General features: G+C 69.0%; 13 protein-coding genes. 11 read left to right on the forward strand and 2 right to left on the reverse strand.

Going from position 1 to position 16,525, the window contains the following annotated elements; translation table 11 throughout:
* Positions 1-4 precede the first annotated feature (4 nt).
* The 5 genes from ACGF3A_RS04075 to ACGF3A_RS04095 all read left to right on the forward strand — a co-directional run bounded on the left by ACGF3A_RS04075 (position 5) and on the right by ACGF3A_RS04095 (position 5,909).
* Positions 5-928, forward strand: coding sequence for an ABC transporter permease (locus tag ACGF3A_RS04075; RefSeq protein ID WP_393725527.1), 924 nt, complete (start codon positions 5-7; stop codon positions 926-928).
* Complete coding sequence (locus ACGF3A_RS04080; protein ID WP_393725529.1) at positions 921-1,901, forward strand: ABC transporter permease; 981 nt, start codon at positions 921-923, stop codon at positions 1,899-1,901. Before ACGF3A_RS04075 ends, ACGF3A_RS04080 begins: the two co-directional genes overlap by 8 nt.
* A 7-nt stretch (positions 1,902-1,908) precedes the next feature.
* Entirely contained in the window at positions 1,909-2,895 is a 987-nt protein-coding gene (locus ACGF3A_RS04085) for an ABC transporter ATP-binding protein (RefSeq protein WP_393725531.1), read from the forward strand.
* Complete coding sequence (locus ACGF3A_RS04090) at positions 2,885-4,030, forward strand: ABC transporter ATP-binding protein (RefSeq protein WP_393727129.1); 1,146 nt, start codon at positions 2,885-2,887, stop codon at positions 4,028-4,030. The genes ACGF3A_RS04085 and ACGF3A_RS04090 overlap by 11 nt, the downstream gene beginning before the upstream one ends.
* 121 nt (positions 4,031-4,151) lie before the next feature.
* Entirely contained in the window at positions 4,152-5,909 is a 1,758-nt protein-coding gene (locus tag ACGF3A_RS04095; protein ID WP_393725533.1) for an AMP-dependent synthetase/ligase, read from the forward strand.
* On the opposite strand, the gene ACGF3A_RS04100 is transcribed toward ACGF3A_RS04095, so the two are convergent.
* A complete protein-coding gene (locus ACGF3A_RS04100) occupies positions 5,878-6,915 on the reverse strand; it encodes a hypothetical protein (RefSeq protein WP_393725535.1) in 1,038 nt (345 codons plus the stop codon). The genes ACGF3A_RS04095 and ACGF3A_RS04100 overlap by 32 nt on opposite strands.
* A 419-nt stretch (positions 6,916-7,334) precedes the next feature.
* Between ACGF3A_RS04100 and ACGF3A_RS04105 the strand changes: the two genes are divergently transcribed.
* The 5 genes from ACGF3A_RS04105 (at position 7,335) to ACGF3A_RS04125 (ending at position 13,651) form a co-directional block, all read left to right on the forward strand.
* Entirely contained in the window at positions 7,335-8,381 is a 1,047-nt protein-coding gene (locus tag ACGF3A_RS04105) for an ABC transporter permease (RefSeq protein ID WP_393725536.1), read from the forward strand.
* A 410-nt stretch (positions 8,382-8,791) separates the two neighbouring features.
* On the forward strand, positions 8,792-10,288 hold the full coding sequence (locus ACGF3A_RS04110; protein WP_393727131.1) for an ABC transporter substrate-binding protein: 1,497 nt from the start codon (positions 8,792-8,794) through the stop codon (positions 10,286-10,288).
* Positions 10,289-10,401: 113 nt separating this feature from the next.
* On the forward strand, positions 10,402-11,379 hold the full coding sequence (locus tag ACGF3A_RS04115) for an ABC transporter permease (protein WP_393725538.1): 978 nt from the start codon (positions 10,402-10,404) through the stop codon (positions 11,377-11,379).
* Between the two features lie 13 nt (positions 11,380-11,392).
* On the forward strand, positions 11,393-12,466 hold the full coding sequence (locus ACGF3A_RS04120) for an ABC transporter ATP-binding protein (RefSeq protein ID WP_393725540.1): 1,074 nt from the start codon (positions 11,393-11,395) through the stop codon (positions 12,464-12,466).
* Between the two features lie 21 nt (positions 12,467-12,487).
* The gene (locus tag ACGF3A_RS04125; RefSeq protein ID WP_393725541.1) at positions 12,488-13,651 is read left to right on the forward strand and encodes an ABC transporter ATP-binding protein; all 1,164 of its coding nucleotides are present in this window, start codon (positions 12,488-12,490) and stop codon (positions 13,649-13,651) included.
* 224 nt (positions 13,652-13,875) lie between these two features.
* Here ACGF3A_RS04125 and ACGF3A_RS04130 read toward each other — a convergent pair whose 3' ends face one another.
* Complete coding sequence (locus ACGF3A_RS04130; protein ID WP_393725543.1) at positions 13,876-16,035, reverse strand: prolyl oligopeptidase family serine peptidase; 2,160 nt, start codon at positions 16,033-16,035, stop codon at positions 13,876-13,878.
* Between the two features lie 278 nt (positions 16,036-16,313).
* On the opposite strand from ACGF3A_RS04130, the gene ACGF3A_RS04135 reads away from it, so the two are divergent.
* Positions 16,314-16,508, forward strand: a complete 195-nt coding sequence (locus ACGF3A_RS04135; protein ID WP_344527241.1) for a hypothetical protein — start codon at positions 16,314-16,316, stop codon at positions 16,506-16,508.
* Positions 16,509-16,525: the final 17 nt, after the last annotated feature.

Genomic DNA, 16,525 nt, shown 5'->3' on the forward strand with positions numbered 1-16,525 from the left:
TGCGGTGGGGCGCTACGTCATCAGACGACTGCTCCAGATGATCCCGGTCTTCATCGGGACCACCTTTCTCATCTTCGTGATGGTGTACGCCGTCGGGGACCCGGTCAACGCGATGTTCGGCGACCGGGCCCCCGACCCCGCCACGGCGGCCCAGCTGCGCGAGGAGTTCAATCTCGACAAGCCGGTGTGGCAGCAGTACCTGCTCTACATGGGCAAGATCTTCACCGGCGACTTCGGCAACGCGTTCAACGGCCAGCCGGTGACGGAGCTGATCGGCAACGCCTTCCCCATCACCGTCCGGCTGGCGATCGTCGCGATCGTCTTCGAGGTCGTCATCGGCCTCACGCTGGGCGTGATCACGGGGCTGCGCCGCGGCAAGCCCATCGACACCGGCGTGCTGATGCTCTCGCTCGTCGTGATCTCCATCCCCACCTTCGTGACGGGCACCGTCGGCCAGTACCTGTTCGGGGTGAAGTGGGGATGGATCCGCCCGGCGGTCTCCCCGGAGGCCCCCATCAGTGAGCTGATCTTCCCCGGCCTGGTGCTGGCGCTGGTCTCCCTCGCGTACGTCACCCGGCTCACCAGGACGTCCATCGCGGAGAACGCCCGCGCCGACTACGTCCGTACGGCCGTCGCCAAGGGCCTCCCGAGGCGCCGGGTGACCGTACGGCACCTGCTGCGCAACTCGCTGATCCCGGTGGTCACCTTCCTCGGCACCGACGTCGGCAACCTCATGGCGGGGGCGCTGGTGACCGAGCGGATCTTCAACATCCAGGGAGTCGGCTTCCAGCTCTGGCAGGGCATCGTGCGGCAGAACTCCCCGACCGTCGTCGGCTTCGTGACGATCCTCGTGATCGTCTTCCTGCTCGCGAACCTGCTCGTCGATCTCCTGTACGCCGTGCTCGACCCGAGGATCCGCTATGACTGAGCCACCCGGCATGTCGGGCCCCGCCATCGGAGGCCCCGGCGGCGCCATGGAGCTGGCCGCTACCGAGGCCGGCACGCTGGAGGGCCCCGGCGAGCGCCCGCCCGGCAAGGGGCCCGCCGAACGGTCCCGCAGCCTCTGGTCCGACGCCTGGCACGACCTGAGCCGCAACCCCGTCTTCATCATCGCGGGGCTGCTCATCCTCTTCCTCGTGCTCATCTCGCTCTGGCCGAGCCTGATCGCCTCCCGCGACCCCCTCTCCTGCCGCCTCGGCAAGTCCCTGGACCCCTCGACCGACGGCCACTGGTTCGGCTACGACACCCAGGGCTGCGACGTGTACACGCGGGTCGTCTACGGCGCCCGTACGTCCGTGACCGTGGGCGTCTGCTCCACGCTCGGCGTCGCGCTGCTGGGCAGCCTGCTCGGCGGGCTCGCCGGGTTCTTCGGCGGCGTCTGGGACGCGATCCTCTCCCGCGTCACCGACATCTTCTTCGGCATCCCCATCGTCCTGGGCGGCCTGGTCTTCCTCTCGATGACGGGCAGCCGCTCGGTGTGGACGGTGGTCTCCTTCATCGTGCTGCTGGGCTGGCCGCAGGTCGCCCGTATCGCGCGCGGCTCGGTGATCACCGCCAAGCAGAACGACTACGTGCAGGCCGCGCGGGCCCTCGGCGCGAGCAACACCCGGATGATGGTGCGGCACATCCTGCCGAACGCCGTCGCGCCGGTGATCGTCACCGCGACCATCGCGCTCGGCACGTACATCGCGCTGGAGGCGACGCTCAGCTACCTCGGCGTCGGGCTCCAGCCGCCCACCGTCTCCTGGGGCGCCGACATCTCGGCGGCCTCCGAAGGCATGCAGTTCCGCAACGCGCCGCACATCCTGCTCTATCCGGCCGCCGCGCTGAGCCTCACCGTGCTCGCGTTCATCATGCTCGGCGACGCGGTGCGCGACGCCCTCGACCCGAAGCTGAGGTGAGGGCGCCATGTCCCTGCTCGAAGTCAACGACCTGCACGTGGAGTTCCACACCCGGGACGGCGTCGCCAAGGCCGTCAACGGCGTCAGCTACACCGTCGACGCGGGCGAGACCCTGGCCGTGCTCGGCGAGTCCGGTTCCGGCAAGTCCGTCACCGCGCAGGCGATCATGGGCATCCTCGACATGCCGCCCGGCAGGATCACCGGCGGCGAGGTCCTTTTCCAGGGCCAGGACCTGCTGAAGCTCCCCTTCGAGGAGCGGCGGAAGATCCGGGGCCGCAAGATGGCCATGATCTTCCAGGACGCGCTCTCCTCGCTGAACCCCGTGCTGAGCGTGGGCTATCAGCTCGGCGAGATGTTCCGCGTCCACGAGGGCATGTCCCGCAAGGACGCCAGGGCCAAGGCCGTCGAGCTGATGGAGCGGGTCCGCATCCCGGCGGCCAAGGAGCGGGTCAACGACTATCCGCACCAGTTCAGTGGCGGCATGCGGCAGCGCATCATGATCGCGATGGCCCTCGCGCTCGGCCCCGAGCTGATCATCGCGGACGAGCCGACGACGGCGCTGGACGTGACGGTGCAGGCGCAGGTCATGGAGCTGCTGGCCGAACTGCAGGACGAGTTCAACATGGGGCTCATCCTCATCACCCACGACCTGGGCGTCGTCGCGGACGTCGCCGACAAGATCGCGGTGATGTACGCGGGCCGCATCGTCGAGACCGCGCCGGTCCACGACCTCTACCGCGCCCCCGCCCACCCGTACACCAGGGGACTGCTCGACTCGATCCCGCGCCTCGACCAGAAGGGGCACGAGCTCAACGCCATCAAGGGCCTCCCGCCCAGCCTGCTCGCCATCCCGCCGGGCTGCGCCTTCAACCCCCGCTGCCCGATGGCCCGGGACGTCTGCCGTGCGGACGAGCCCCCGCTCTACGAGGCCGGTGAGCACCGCGCCAGCGCGTGCCACTTCTGGGAGGAGATGCTCGATGCCGATGCACGCTGACCACTCGGGGCGGAAGGAGGCGCGCGAGGAGGGCTGGACCGCGCGCAAGCTGCTCGCCAAGTCCCGCGCGGAGACCGCGTACGCGGCGGGGGAGCCGATCCTCGAAGTACGGGACCTGGCCAAGCACTTCCCGTTGCACCAGGGTGTCGTGCTGCGCCGTCAGGTCGGCGCGGTCAAGGCCGTCGACGGCGTCGACTTCGACCTGCACCGGGGCGAGACCCTGGGCATCGTGGGGGAGTCGGGCTGCGGCAAGTCCACCGTCGCCAAGATGATCACGCACCTGGAACGCCCGACGGCCGGAACGATCCGCTACAAGGGCGAGGACATCACCCACCTCTCGGGGCGGGCGCTGAAGGCGGTGCGGCGGAACATCCAGATGGTCTTCCAGGACCCGTATACGTCGTTGAACCCCCGTATGACGGTCGGGGACATCATCGGTGAGCCCTTCGACATCCACCCGGAGGTGGCGCCGAAGGGGGACAGGCGGGCGAAGGTCCGCGAGCTGTTGGACGTGGTCGGGCTCAACCCGGAGTACATCAACCGGTATCCGCACCAGTTCAGTGGCGGTCAGCGGCAGCGCATCGGCATCGCGCGGGGCCTGGCTCTGCGTCCCGAGATCATCGTCGCGGACGAGCCGGTCTCGGCGCTGGACGTCTCCGTGCAGGCCCAGGTCGTCAACCTGATGGCCAAGCTCCAGGACGAGTTCGAGCTCTCGTACGTCTTCATCGCCCACGACCTCTCCGTGGTCCGGCACATCTCCGACCGGGTCGGCGTGATGTACCTGGGGAAGATGGTGGAGCTGGGCACGGACGAACAGATCTACGAGCACCCCACGCACCCCTACACCCAGGCGCTTCTTTCTGCCGTGCCCGTGCCGGATCCCGAGGCGCGGGAGGGGCGGGAGCGGATCGTCCTCGAAGGGGACGTGCCCTCGCCCGCGAATCCGCCCTCGGGGTGCCACTTCCGGACCCGGTGCTGGAAGGCGCAGGAGCGGTGCGCGGTGGAGGAGCCGCTGCTCGCCGTGCCGGAACCGCTCGCGAAGACCGCCCCCGACGACCCCGCGCACCACCCCTCCGCCTGCCACTTCGCGGCGGAGAAGGAGGAGGTGCTGCCCTCCACGGAGAGCAGCCCGTAGAACTAGGAGACGCCGCACGGGGCATTCCCCCCTCGCGTGCCGCTCGCTACCGTGCGCCAGGCCAGTGTCCGGTAAGCAAGACGCCCGTTCCGACGGCGCGAACGCACCCGGGAGGCCCCGCATGTCCGACCGTGACCGGCCCGCGACCCTCGCCCTCCTCGCCGAATGGGCGGCCGACCGCCACGGCCCGGAACCCGCGCTGAGCGGCGCGGGCGGGGTGACGACGTACGAGGCGCTCCGCGAGGACGTACGGACGGTGGCGCGGGGCCTCATCGGCGCCCTCGGCGTGGCGAAGGGCGACCGCGTCGCTCTTCTCTCCGAGACGCGGCCGGAGTGGACCGTCGCGCAACTGGCCGCGTTCGAGGCGGGCGCCGTGGTCGTGCCCGTCTATCCGACGGCGGGCGAGGACGAGACGGCGTGGGTGCTCTCCGACTCCGGTACCTCGGTCGTGATCTGCGAGAACGAGGCGCAGGCCGCGCGCGTGGGCGCGCTGCGCGAGGCGGGACGGCTGCCCGCGCTGCGGCATGTGCTGCTCATGGCCGGAATGCGCGTCCCGGACCGCTCCTGCACCGAGGACGAACTGCTGGAGCGCGCCGCCTCCGTCACGGCAGAGGACCTGTGCACGATCGTGTACACCTCCGGCACGACCGGCCCGCCCAAGGGCTGCCTGCTGACCCACGGCAACCTCTCCTACCTGCACGACTCGACAGGACGGCTGGTCGGCAGCGGGGAGAGGGGCGCGCGGACGTACCTCTATCTCCCGCTGGCCCATCTCCTCGCCCAGCTCGTGGAGTTCCGCTCGGTGGTGCAGGGCGGTGAACTCTGGTTCTTCGGCGGCCGGATCGAGAACATCGTGTCCGAGCTGGCCGAGGCGCAGCCCACGCATCTCCCCTCGGTACCCAGGCTGTTCGAGAAGGTGTACGCCACGGTGCGGCGCGCGGCGGAGTCCAGCGCTCCGGACGGCCGCGCGCGCTTCGAGGAGGCGATACGCCTCGGCAACGAGGTCGCCGAGCTGCGCGAGAGCGGCCAGGAACCCGAGGGCGCGCTGCGCGAGCGGTACGAGGCGGCCGACGCCCGGCTGTACGAGCCGGTACGCGGCATCTTCGGCGGCCGCCTCTCCTGGGCCGTCTCCGGCGCGGCCCCTCTCTCCGACGGCACCCGGCGCTTCCTGCGCGCCTGCGGCGTGACCGTCTACGAGGGGTACGGAATGACCGAGTCCGGCGGCGTCATCTCCCTCAACCACCCGGGCGCCCACCGGTCCGGCACGGTCGGCAGGCCCATCCCCGGCTGCGAGGTCAGGATCGCGGAGGACGGCGAGATCCTGGCGCGCAGCGCGGGCGTCTTCCCCGGCTACCACGGCAACGAGGCGGCCACCCGCGAGGCCCTCGACGAGGACGGCTGGCTGCACACCGGCGACCTGGGCCGCCTGGACGAGGACGGCTACCTGGTCCTGACCGGCCGCAAGAAGGACCTCGTGATCACCTCGGGCGGCAAGAACCTCAGCCCCGCCGAGGTCGAGGGGCTGATCGAGGAGGCCGAGTGCGTCTCGCACGCGGTGATGGTCGGCGACCGTCGCCCGTATCCGGTCGCCCTCGTCACCGTGGATCCGGCCGCTACGGAAGGTCTGGACATGGCCGGAATCCATGCCCGCGTGGGAGAGGCCGTCGCGGCGGCCAACGCCCGCGTCGCCCGCCCGGCCCGCATCCGCGCCTTCGCGGTCCTGGACGAGGACTTCTCCGTCGAACGGGGCACGCTCACCCCCACCCTGAAGGTCCGCCGCACCCGCGTCACCGAGCGCTACGCCGACCGCATCGAATCCCTCTACACGGCCCCGCCCCCGGCCCCGGTCACCAGTTCCCCTGGCCCCCGGGAGGGTTGACGGGCGGCCCGTACGGGCCGGGGGAGCGGTCCTGGAAGCCGGGGACGAGGTGTGCGTCGAGGTCGCCCCTGGGGGAGAGGGCGAGGAGGACGGCGAGCCCGGCGACGATCTCGAAGACGCCCGTGGCGATGTTGAGCTGCTCGCGGGTGCTGAGGTCCCCGAAGTTCTCGATCAGCTTCATCTTCACGGCGAACGAGGTCGCGAAGAGTCCGGCACCCGCCAGCGGGGCGCTCACCAGCAGGCCCAGCGGACGGGAGAAGGGGATCCCGGCGAGGGCCGCGACTCCCGCGACGAGCGCGAAGAGGACCACCGCCCAGGCGTACCAGCCGCCGGGCACGGCGAGCAGCGCCACGATGCTGCGCTCGCCGGTGAGCGTGCGCTCGTAGAAGTCCCAGCCGCGGTCCTGCCACCAGTAGATCTCCCAGCCGCCGATCGCCACGGCGGAGGCGGTCAGGAGCAGGAAGGCCGTCACGGCGCCGCCCCGGGTGGGGCCCGCCGGGGGTTCCTCCGCCGGGTCGTACGCCGGGGGGAAGCCGTATCCGTAGCCGCCCGCCGGTTCGGAATGGCGGCGTCCGGCTATCGCGGTGATCACCAGGATCACGCCGATGACGACCATCGCGATCGTGCTGAAAAGCACCTTGCTCTTCAGACCGTCGGATATCCCCTGGAGCCAGTCCGCGTTGAGGTTCCACAGCCCGGGGACGCGCAGGACCACGGTGAGCGTGCCCGCGGAGGCGAGTATTCCGGCGGCGGAGGACGAGCGCGCGGCGGTCACCGCGGCGACCGCGTACATCAGCAGCAGCGTCGGCTCGGCGAACGACGTCGTCCACATCTCGCCGTTCTCCGCGCGCGAAGGAGCGCCGGACCAGTTCCACCAGACGTCCGTGACCTCACTGGCCTTCGTGAAGTCACGGATGATCCAGCCGAGGCTGAGGAGCGCGAGGGCGGCCAGGAGCAGCGCCCCGAAGATCCGCGCGCCCCGCGCGAGTGTTCTGTCCTGGCCCATGGACCTCTGGCCCCCCGTGGTGTGTGGTCGCGGTCACCCAGATCTACCCGCGGCAGGACACGGGCAACAAGCGTTCTCGGGCGGGAGTTACGAACATGCGACCGAGCAGGATCGCCCCCAGGACGTACGCACTTCAGGGTGGATGCGCCGGATATCGGTCAGACGACGGCCAAGTTGCGAGCCTGTTAAGGCGCTTGAGGCATACTTATGGCGCTATGTCCCCTCGGTGCCGAGGGTGTCAAGCACGTACTGACCTCGATCTGCACAATGTTCGCTCAAGAAAACCCGGACGGGCGTGCGGTGGGCACAACACCCCTTGACTCCGCCTTAATTGGCTTGCGAAAGTCCGCTCAACCCAGCCCGCATCCAGGCCAACGATTCGGGTTCCGGCGAGAATTGAGCGCGGGAGCACATACGCGATGACGAGTCCTTCCCAGGCTGCTGCGACAGCCGGGGCCGACACCCCTGGTCCCGAAGACGGCGGCCTGAGTTCTACGCGAGTGGCTAAGACGTCGAACGACCTTGTGGGCCGATCCCCCGGCCAGCTGATGTGGATGCGCTTCAAGCGCGACCGCACGGGGGTCATCTCGGCCTGCATCGTGCTGGCGTTCTTCGCCATCGCGGCGCTGGCTCCGCTGATCTCGAAGCTGTACGGCAAGGATCCGTACACGAGGTACGGACAGCAGGCTCCCATCGGGGAGCTGCTGAACGACAACGGTTATCCGGTGAAGCCCAACGGCGGGATCAGCAGCGATTTCTGGTTCGGCCTTGAGCCCGACCTGGGCCGCGACGTGTTCACGCAGCTCATCTACGGAATCCGGACCTCGCTCTCGCTGGCGATCGCGATCACCCTGCTCTCGGTGGTGACGGCCATCGTGATCGGGGTCGCGGGCGGATACCTCGGCGGACGGGCCGACTACTTCCTCGGCCGGTTGACCGACCTGATGATGTCCTTCCCCAACCAGCTCTTCTTCGTGGCGTTCACACCGGTCGTCACGGCCGTGTTCGTGGACCAGTCGGACGAGATGCCCACCTGGATGCGCGCCTGCGTGCTCATCTACGTGATGTGGCTGCTGGGCTGGATGACGCTGGCCCGCCTGCTGCGCGGCCAGACGCTCTCGCTGCGCGAACGCGAGTTCGTCGAGGCCGCGAAGGTGGCGGGCACTCCTCCGGCCCGTATCGTCCGCAAGGAGCTGCTGCCCAACCTGGTCACACCGATCCTGGTGCAGGCCACCTACATGCTGCCGAACAATGTGACGGCCATCGCGGGCCTCTCCTTCCTGGGAGTCGGCATGCTCGAACCCACCCCCGACTGGGGGCGGATGTTCGCGACCGGCGCCGAGGTCTATCAGAGCGACCTCACCTACATGTTCTTCCCGGGCGGCGCGATGGTGATCTTCATCCTCGCCTTCAACCTGCTCGGAGACTCGGTCAGGGACGCGTTCGACCCCAAGGCGGGCCGATGACGGCCGCGCGGGACGGCCTTGTCGCCGAGGGAGCGGGGGGTGCTGCCACCCCGGACGGCATCAGTCAGGCAGCGACGGACTATCGACAGGCAGGTGCAGAGATCACCATGAGCAGAGCGAGCATCAAACCAGCCCGCGCTGCCTTCGCGGCGCTTGCCGCAGGGGCGCTGTTCCTCACCGGCTGCAGCAGCGGCGGCGGGGGCAGCGACGAGGGCAGCGACACCAAGGCCAAGAAGCAGGGCGAGGACGTCGCCTACACCTTCGCGGACGAGAAGGCGTCTGCCGGCCCGGCCGCAGAGGTCAAGGGGGCCAAGGAGGGCGGCACGATCAAGCTGCTCCAGCGCGACAGCTTCGCGCACCTCGACCCCGGCCAGATCTACGTCAGCGACGAGGGCGCCCTCGCCAAGCTGATCCACCGCGGTCTCACCACGTACAAGAAGACCAGCGACAACAAGTACGAGGTTGTCGGCGACCTCGCCACCGACAGCGGCCAGAAGTCGGACGGCGGCAAGACCTGGACGTACAAGCTCAAGGACGGCATCAAGTTCGAGGACGGTTCGCCGATCACCTCGAAGGACATGCGCCACACCATCGAGCGCAAGTTCGCCTCCTTCATGACCGAGGGCCCGACCTTCATCGAGTCCTGGATGACGGGCAAGGGCAGCGTCGAGTCCCGCAAGGAGCTGCCGGACGGCCCGTACAAGGGCAAGCACCTGCCCAAGAGCATGCTGGAGACGCCGGACGACAAGACCATCGTCTTCCACTTCAAGAAGCCGCAGGGTGAGCTTCCGTACGCGCTGGCGATGGCGGGCTACGCGGTGGTGTCCGAGAAGAAGGACACCAAGCAGAAGTACGACAAGAAGCCGCTGGTCACCGGCCCGTACAAGATCGAGTCCTTCAAGTCCGGCAAGAGCATGAAGCTCGTCCGGAACAAGGAGTGGGACCCGAAGACGGACCCGATGCGCAACCAGTACCCGGAGGCCTTCGACATCCAGTTCGGCGTGTCCTTCGAGGACTCGACGAAGCGCCTGATGTCCGACGCGGGTGAGAACAAGACGGCGACGAGCCTCACCAACAGCGTCGACGCGTCCAGCATGCAGAAGGTCCGGACCGACAAGGAAGTCAAGAAGCGCTCGGTCTCCGGCTTCCAGTCGTACGTCAGCTACCTGAACATCAACACGGACCGGATCAAGAACAAGAAGGTCCGTCAGGCCATCGCCTACGCGATCCCCTCGCAGTCGATCGTCTCCGCCTTCGGCGGCGGCGGTGGCGGTGAGCTCGCGGGCAACTACATCAGCCCGACGCTGGTGGGCCAGAAGCCGACCGACCCCTTCGGCAAGCTCAAGAAGCCGCAGGGCGACGTCGAGAAGGCGAAGAAGCTCCTCAAGGAGTCCGGCAAGGACGGCATGAAGCTGACCTTCGCCTACCAGAACGCTCCCGAGTGGCAGAACTTCTCGGTCGCGGCGGCGGACAACCTGAAGAAGGCCGGCTTCAACGTCCAGCGCAAGGACGTCATCGCCGACACCTATTACGACCAGATCGGCAAGGTCAAGGACAACAAGTACGACATCTACCACAACTCGTGGGGTGCCGACTGGCCGAGCGCGTCGACCGTGATCCCGAACCTGTTCGAGGGCCGTCAGGTCCAGGACGGTGCGGCGAACTACTCCCACCTGAAGAACCCGAAGTGGGACAAGGAGATGGACCGCATCCGGGCCATCACCAACCCGAACGAGGCGGCCGGTGAGTGGCAGAAGCTCGCCGACAAGATCCTCAAGGAGGACACGCCCTCCGTTCCGATGCACTACTACAAGACGATCCAGCTCTTCGGATCGAACATCGGCGGGGCGTACTTCGACGAGACCCTGCACGACATCTCGCCGAACTCGCTGTACGTCAAGAAGTAACGCACGCCCGTGCCAGGGCCAGGTGAGCCCGCCGTACCCCGGCGGCTCGCCTGGCCCCCGGCCCCTGCCGTATCCGACTGCAACCCGCTTCGCACGAGAGCTGCGTTCCCGTCATGCTGCGATTTCTCTTCCGCCGGACACTCGGCGCCGTGGTGATCCTGCTGATCATCAGCGCCGTCACCTTCTTCCTCTTCTACGCCGTCCCCCGGGACCCGGCGATGCAGGCGTGCGGCAAGGACTGCACGCCGGACGCGCTGGCCATCATCCGTAAGAACATGGGCCTGGATGAGCCGGTCCCGATGCAGTACTGGCACTTCATGGTCGGCATCTTCGCCGGGCGGGACTTCGCCGTCGGGAACTGCCCCGCACCGTGTTTCGGCTACTCCTTCGCGAACCAGGACCCGGTCTGGGAGACCATCCTGGACCGCTTCCCGACCACGGTCTCGCTCACGGCCGGCGGCGCCGTCGTCTTCCTGACGATCGGACTCGGCGCGGGCATGATCGCCGCATGGAAGAAGGGAACGCTGATCGACAAGGCGTTCAGCTCCTTCTCATTGGTGTTGAGCTCGATGCAGATCTACTTCATCGGTCCGCTCATCTTGGCGTTGGTCGTCTACAACCTGGAGTGGCTGGACCAGCCCAAGTACGTGCCCCTCACCGAGGATCCCGTCGGCTGGTTCATGGGACTGCTGATCCCCTGGATGGTCGTCCAGATCATCTTCACGGCCAACTACACCCGTCTGTCGAGATCCTCCATGATCGAGCAATTGCAGGAGGACCACGTACGGACGGCGCGGGCCAAGGGCATGTCGGGGAAGTTCGTCTTCTTCCGCTACGCCTGGCGCGGCTCGCTGATCCCGATCGTCACCATCTTCGGCGTCGACCTGGGATCGTTGTTCGGCGGCGCGATGATCACCGAATGGACGTTCTCACTGCCAGGACTGGGCACACTCGCAGTGAACTCCGTGCAGAACACCGACCTGCCCATGGTGATGGGCGTGATGCTGTTCGCCGCGACCTTCATCATCCTGTTCAACATCATCGTGGACGCCGCCTACGCGTTCATCGACCCGCGCGTGCGTCTGTCCTAGGAGAACCCGCACCATGACCACCCTGACCAAAGAAGCGGACGTCCCCGCCCCACGCGGCGAGGGTGAAGCGGGCGCCTTTCTCTCGGTGCGTGACCTGTTCGTCCACTTCGACACCGAGGACGGCACCGTCAAGGCCGTCGACGGGCTCTCCTTCGACCTCGAACGCGGTCAGACGCTGGGCATCGTCGGCGAGTCCGGCTCCGGCAAGTCGGTGACCAACCTGTCGATCCTGGGGCTGCACAACCCCAGGACGACCGAGGTCTCCGGCGAGATCCTGCTCGACGGCCAGGAGCTGACCGGCGCCCGGGAGAAGACCCTGGAGACGCTGCGCGGCAACAAGATGGCGATGATCTTCCAGGATCCGCTGACCGCGCTCTCGCCGTACTACACGGTCGGCCGTCAGATCGGCGAGCCGTACCGCAAGCACATGGGCGCGTCCAAGAGCGAGGCGCGGCTGCGGGCGATCGAGATGCTCGACAAGGTCGGCATCCCCAACCCCAAGCAGCGGGTCGACGACTATCCGCACCAGTTCAGCGGTGGCATGCGGCAGCGCGCCATGATCGCCATGGCGCTGGTCTGCAACCCCGACCTGCTGATCGCGGACGAGCCGACGACCGCGCTGGACGTGACCGTCCAGGCGCAGATCCTCGACCTGCTCAAGGACCTCCAGCAGGAGTTCGGTTCCGCGATCATCTTCATCACCCACGACCTCGGCGTGATCGCGAACGTCGCCGACGACATCCTCGTGATGTACGGCGGGCGCGCGGTCGAGCGCGGCACCGTGGGCGAGGTGCTGCGCGCGCCCCAGCACCCGTACACCTGGGGCCTGCTCAGCTCCATGCCGCGCCTCAGCGGCGACGTGAACGAGGAACTGACCCCCATCAAGGGCACCCCGCCGAGCCTGCTCGCGCCGCCGTCCGGCTGCCCGTTCCACCCGCGCTGCTCCTTCGTGGACGAGGTCGCGGGGGGCAAGTCCTGCTCCGCCGACCGGCCGCCGCTGCCCCCGGGCCGCGGCGCCGCCTGCCACCTCACGCAGGAGCAGAAGCACACGTTGTTCATCGAGCAGATCAAGCCCAGGCTGGGTTAGGAACAGGGAGATAGTGAAGCGATGACCGACGACGTCACCCTGACCAAGCCAGAGCCCGAGGACGCCAAACCGGACGGCGGGACTTCGGGCGGCGGGCGCACGGGCGAGCCCCTGCTCAAGGCCGAGAACCTCGCCAAGCACTTCCCGATCATGGGGGGCTTCCCCTTCAAGCGGAAGGTCGGCGAGGTCCAGGCCGTCTCCGGCATCGACCTGGAGGTCTACCCCGGGGAGAGCTTCGGCCTGGTCGGCGAGTCCGGCTGCGGCAAGTCGACCACGGGACGGCTGCTGACCCGGCTGCTGGAGCCCACGGGCGGGAAGATCGAGTACGCGGGCAAGGACATCACGCACTCCTCGCGCAAGCAGCTCGCGCCCGTGCGTTCCGAGATCCAGATGATCTTCCAGGACCCGTACTCCTCGCTGAACCCCCGGATGACCGTGGGCAGCATCATCGGCGGCCCCATGGAGGTCAACGGGATCAACCCGCCCGGCGGGCGCGAGAACCGGATCCGTGAGCTGCTGGAGACCGTCGGCCTCAACCCCGAGCACTACAACCGGTTCCCGCACGAGTTCTCCGGCGGCCAGCGCCAGCGCATCGGCGTCGCCCGCGCCCTGGCCCTGGAGCCCAAGCTGATCGTGGCGGACGAGCCGGTCTCCGCGCTCGACGTCTCCATCCAGGCCCAGGTCGTCAACCTGCTCCAGAAGGTGCAGCGCGAGCTGGGCATCGCGTTCGTCTTCATCGCCCACGACCTCGCGATCGTGCGGCACTTCTCGGAGCGGGTCGCGGTCATGTACCTCGGCAAGATCGTCGAGGTGGGCGAGCGCGAGGCGATCTACAACCGCCCACGCCACCCGTACACCCACGCGCTGCTCTCCGCCGTTCCCGAGGCGGTGCTGATCGATGACGAGGGCGAGGACGCGGAGGGCGAGGCCGACCGCGAGCGGATCCGCCTCGCGGGCGATGTGCCGTCCCCGATCAACCCGCCGTCCGGCTGCCGCTTCCGCACCCGCTGCTGGAAGGCCCAGGACAAGTGCGCCAGCGAGGAACCGCCGCTGGTCCAGATCCCCGGCAACACCGCGGGCCACCTCACCGCCTGCCACTTCCCGGAAGAGGGCACGACCTCCGCGGCGGCCCGCGAGGAGGACGTCGTCCTCGACAAGGCCCTCAAGGCCCTAGAGGAAGCCTGACCTCTCTGTCGAGGAGCCGATGAGGGGCTGCCCCTGACCGTGCTCCGCGGTCTGCGGGAGTGCCTCGGCCGGTCGCGCAGTTCCCCGCGCCCCTGAAGCGGCCCCTCCGGGGCCTGCTTCGGGGCGCGCCCCGAAGGGGCGCGGGGAACTGCGCGCCCAGCCAGCACGCTCCCGCAGTCTGCAACGCACCGGAGGGGGCAACCCGGAGGCAGCCCCCTCCAAGCTCACTGGACGCCGAGGGCACGCTTGAGGAAGGCCACCTGAGCCAGCAGCAGATTCTCGGCAACGGTCTCGTCAGAGGCCATGTGCGTGACCCCGCTCAGAGGCAGCACCTCATGCTCACGCCCAGCAGCGAGCAGCGCCGAGGAGAGCCGCAGCGAATGGGCGACGACCACATTGTCGTCCGCCAGACCGTGGATCAGCAGCAGGGGCCGCACCGGAGAGACGGCGCCCGACAGCCCCTCGTCGGTGATCAGCGAGTTCGCGGCGTACACCTCGGCATCGGCTTCAGGCGTACCGCAATACCGCTCCGTGTAGTGCGTGTCGTACAGCCGCCAGTCCGTGGGGGGCGCCCCGGCGACCGCCGCGTGGAAGACGTCGGGCCGCCGCAGCACCGCCAGCGCCGCGAGGTAACCGCCGTACGACCAGCCGCGGATGCCGACCCGCGTCAGGTCGAGCGGGAACGTCTCCGCGAGCGAGGCGAGCGCCTCGGCCTGGTCGTCCAGCGTCACGGCCGCCAGCTCGCGTGAGACGGCCTTCTCCCAGCCGGGCGAGTAGCCGGGCGTGCCGCGCCCGTCGGCGGCGACCACGGCGAAGCCCTGGTCGGCGAACCACTGCGCGGTCAGATGCGCGTTGTGCGCGGCGACCACCCGCTGCCCGTGCGGCCCGCCGTAGGGGTCCATGAGGACGGGCAGCGGCCCGTCGCTCTCCTGGTAGCCCGTGGGCAGGACGACGGCCGCGGGGATCTCGCGCTTGCCCGTGTGGACGAGCCGGGGCGCGGTGGCCAGCACGGGCGTCTCGGCGTACGAGGGGACGACCCCGGCGCCGGAGGCGGTGCGGACCGTGGCCGTGGACCCCGGCGCGTCGAGCGCCGCGACGACGTGCACGAGCGTGTCCCCGCCCCGTACGGCCGACGCGAAGTGCGGGGCGCCGCCCGCCGCGTCGGGGGCCACGGGGGAGGGCTCGGCGCCGCCGTCGAGCGGCACCCGGTAGACCCGCGCCTCGCCCGGCGCGCTCCGGCCGGTGTCGCCGCCCTCGGACGCGGAGAAGAGGATGTCGTCCTCGCCGATGTCGAGCACGGCCCGTACGTGCAGTCGTGCAGAGGTGAGCGCCTGTGCGCCCGCCATGAGCACCCGTGCGCCCTGGCGGTCCTCGATGGTGATCAGCTCACCGTTCGGCGCCCACGCGGGCACGCCGCCGAACAGTTCGATCCAGACCGGGTCCTCCAGCCGCCGCGCGACGGACGTACGGCCGGTCTCCTCGTCCACGGTCAGGCAGAGCGCCTCGCGCTGGTCGCGGCTCTGCACCAGGAGAAGCGGAGCCCCGCCGTCCGACCAGTGGACGCGTGCGAGATACGGGTATCGCTCCCGGTCCCAGACGACCTCGGTACGTCCGCCGCCCGTCACGTCGATCAGGTGGAGGGTCACCTCGGCGTTCGCGGTGCCCGCCGCGGGATAGGCCACCCGGGTGGGATCGGCCTCGGGGCGCGCGGGGTCCGCGATCCACCAGCGGTCCACCGGGGAGTCGTCCGCGCGGGCCACCAGAAGACGGTCGCTGTCGGGCGACCACCAGTAGCCACGGCTCCGCGACATCTCTTCGGCGGCGATAAATTCAGCCAATCCGTAGGCGACCGTCTCCGACTCGGGTTCGGCCAGCGCCCGGTCCGTGCCGCCGCGCTGTCCGCCCCCGTCGTCGTCGCTCGCGATCACCCGCAGGGCGCCCCCGCTGACGTACGCCACGAGGCGGCCGTCCGGGGACGGGCGGGGGTCCACGACCGGGGTGGGCGTGGGGAGTTCGCGTGCGGTGCCCGCCCGCAGCTCAGCGGCGTAGAGCCGGCCCGACAGAGCGAAAGCGGCCAATTCCACGGAACTGTCCGTGGCATATCCGACGACGCCCGCCGTGCCCTCCCGGCTGCGCTCCCGGCGCGCCCGCTCCTCCGGCGAGAGCTCCTCCGGAGCACCTCCGAGCAGCACCGCGGGGTCGGCCGCCTCGTACTCCCGGCCGGTCGCCACCTCGTGGACCCAGAGGAGATTTGCCAGGTCAGTGCCGTGGCGGGAGCGAAGGAAGACGACTCGCGAGCCGTCCGGGGCGACTGTGAAAGCGCGCGGGGCCCCAAGTGTGAACCGGTGGGTACGCGCGTGCTGGCGCGGGAAAGTCGTAGCCATGCGGCAGACCGTACTGTGCCCGAGCCGACCTGTGGCACGCTCCTGGAGGGCCAGGGCGCCCTCCGCCCCGCGTGCGCGGCTGGCTGGAACTGAATATGCGCCCCTCGTCTGCACCAGTGCACCGACCCGTGCGGTCGCGCGGATAATTATGATCCGTTGCGCATGGTGGGTGCTGGGTATGAAGCCGGTGGCTCCTCCATGTCGGATGTGGAGCTGCCCGCTGTCCGCTAGACCGAATCGATCCCGTACCGACCGCGCGTACTTGGAGGTGAACCGCCGTGGCACTCTCGATTTCGGCGGTGGTGCTGCTGGCTGTCATCGTCTTCCTGCTCGTGAAGAAATCCGGGCTGAAGGGCGGACACGCGGTGGTCTGCATCCTGTTGGGGTTCTACCTGGCGAGCTCGTCCATCGCGCCGACGATCAATGAGCTGACGACCAACGTCGCGGGCATGATCGGCGACATCAAGTTCTGAGCACCCTCGTCGTAGGC

The sequence above is a fragment of the Streptomyces sp. NPDC048172 genome, from assembly GCF_043202595.1.
In the GTDB taxonomy this organism is placed as follows: Bacteria; Actinomycetota; Actinomycetes; order Streptomycetales; family Streptomycetaceae; genus Streptomyces.

Bases quoted from the DNA above. Each gene is read 5' to 3' on its own strand.
- ACGF3A_RS04080 (WP_393725529.1), top strand. From the start codon at position 921: ATGACTGAGCCACCCGGCATGTCGGGCCCCGCCATCGGAGGCCCCGGC.
- ACGF3A_RS04085 (WP_393725531.1), top strand. From the start codon at position 1,909: ATGTCCCTGCTCGAAGTCAACGACCTGCACGTGGAGTTCCACACCCGG.
- ACGF3A_RS04090 (WP_393727129.1), top strand. From the start codon at position 2,885: ATGCACGCTGACCACTCGGGGCGGAAGGAGGCGCGCGAGGAGGGCTGG.
- ACGF3A_RS04095 (WP_393725533.1), top strand. From the start codon at position 4,152: ATGTCCGACCGTGACCGGCCCGCGACCCTCGCCCTCCTCGCCGAATGG.
- ACGF3A_RS04100 (WP_393725535.1), bottom strand. From the start codon at position 6,915: ATGGGCCAGGACAGAACACTCGCGCGGGGCGCGCGGATCTTCGGGGCG.
- ACGF3A_RS04105 (WP_393725536.1), top strand. From the start codon at position 7,335: ATGACGAGTCCTTCCCAGGCTGCTGCGACAGCCGGGGCCGACACCCCT.
- ACGF3A_RS04115 (WP_393725538.1), top strand. From the start codon at position 10,402: ATGCTGCGATTTCTCTTCCGCCGGACACTCGGCGCCGTGGTGATCCTG.
- ACGF3A_RS04120 (WP_393725540.1), top strand. From the start codon at position 11,393: ATGACCACCCTGACCAAAGAAGCGGACGTCCCCGCCCCACGCGGCGAG.
- ACGF3A_RS04125 (WP_393725541.1), top strand. From the start codon at position 12,488: ATGACCGACGACGTCACCCTGACCAAGCCAGAGCCCGAGGACGCCAAA.
- ACGF3A_RS04130 (WP_393725543.1), bottom strand. From the start codon at position 16,035: ATGGCTACGACTTTCCCGCGCCAGCACGCGCGTACCCACCGGTTCACA.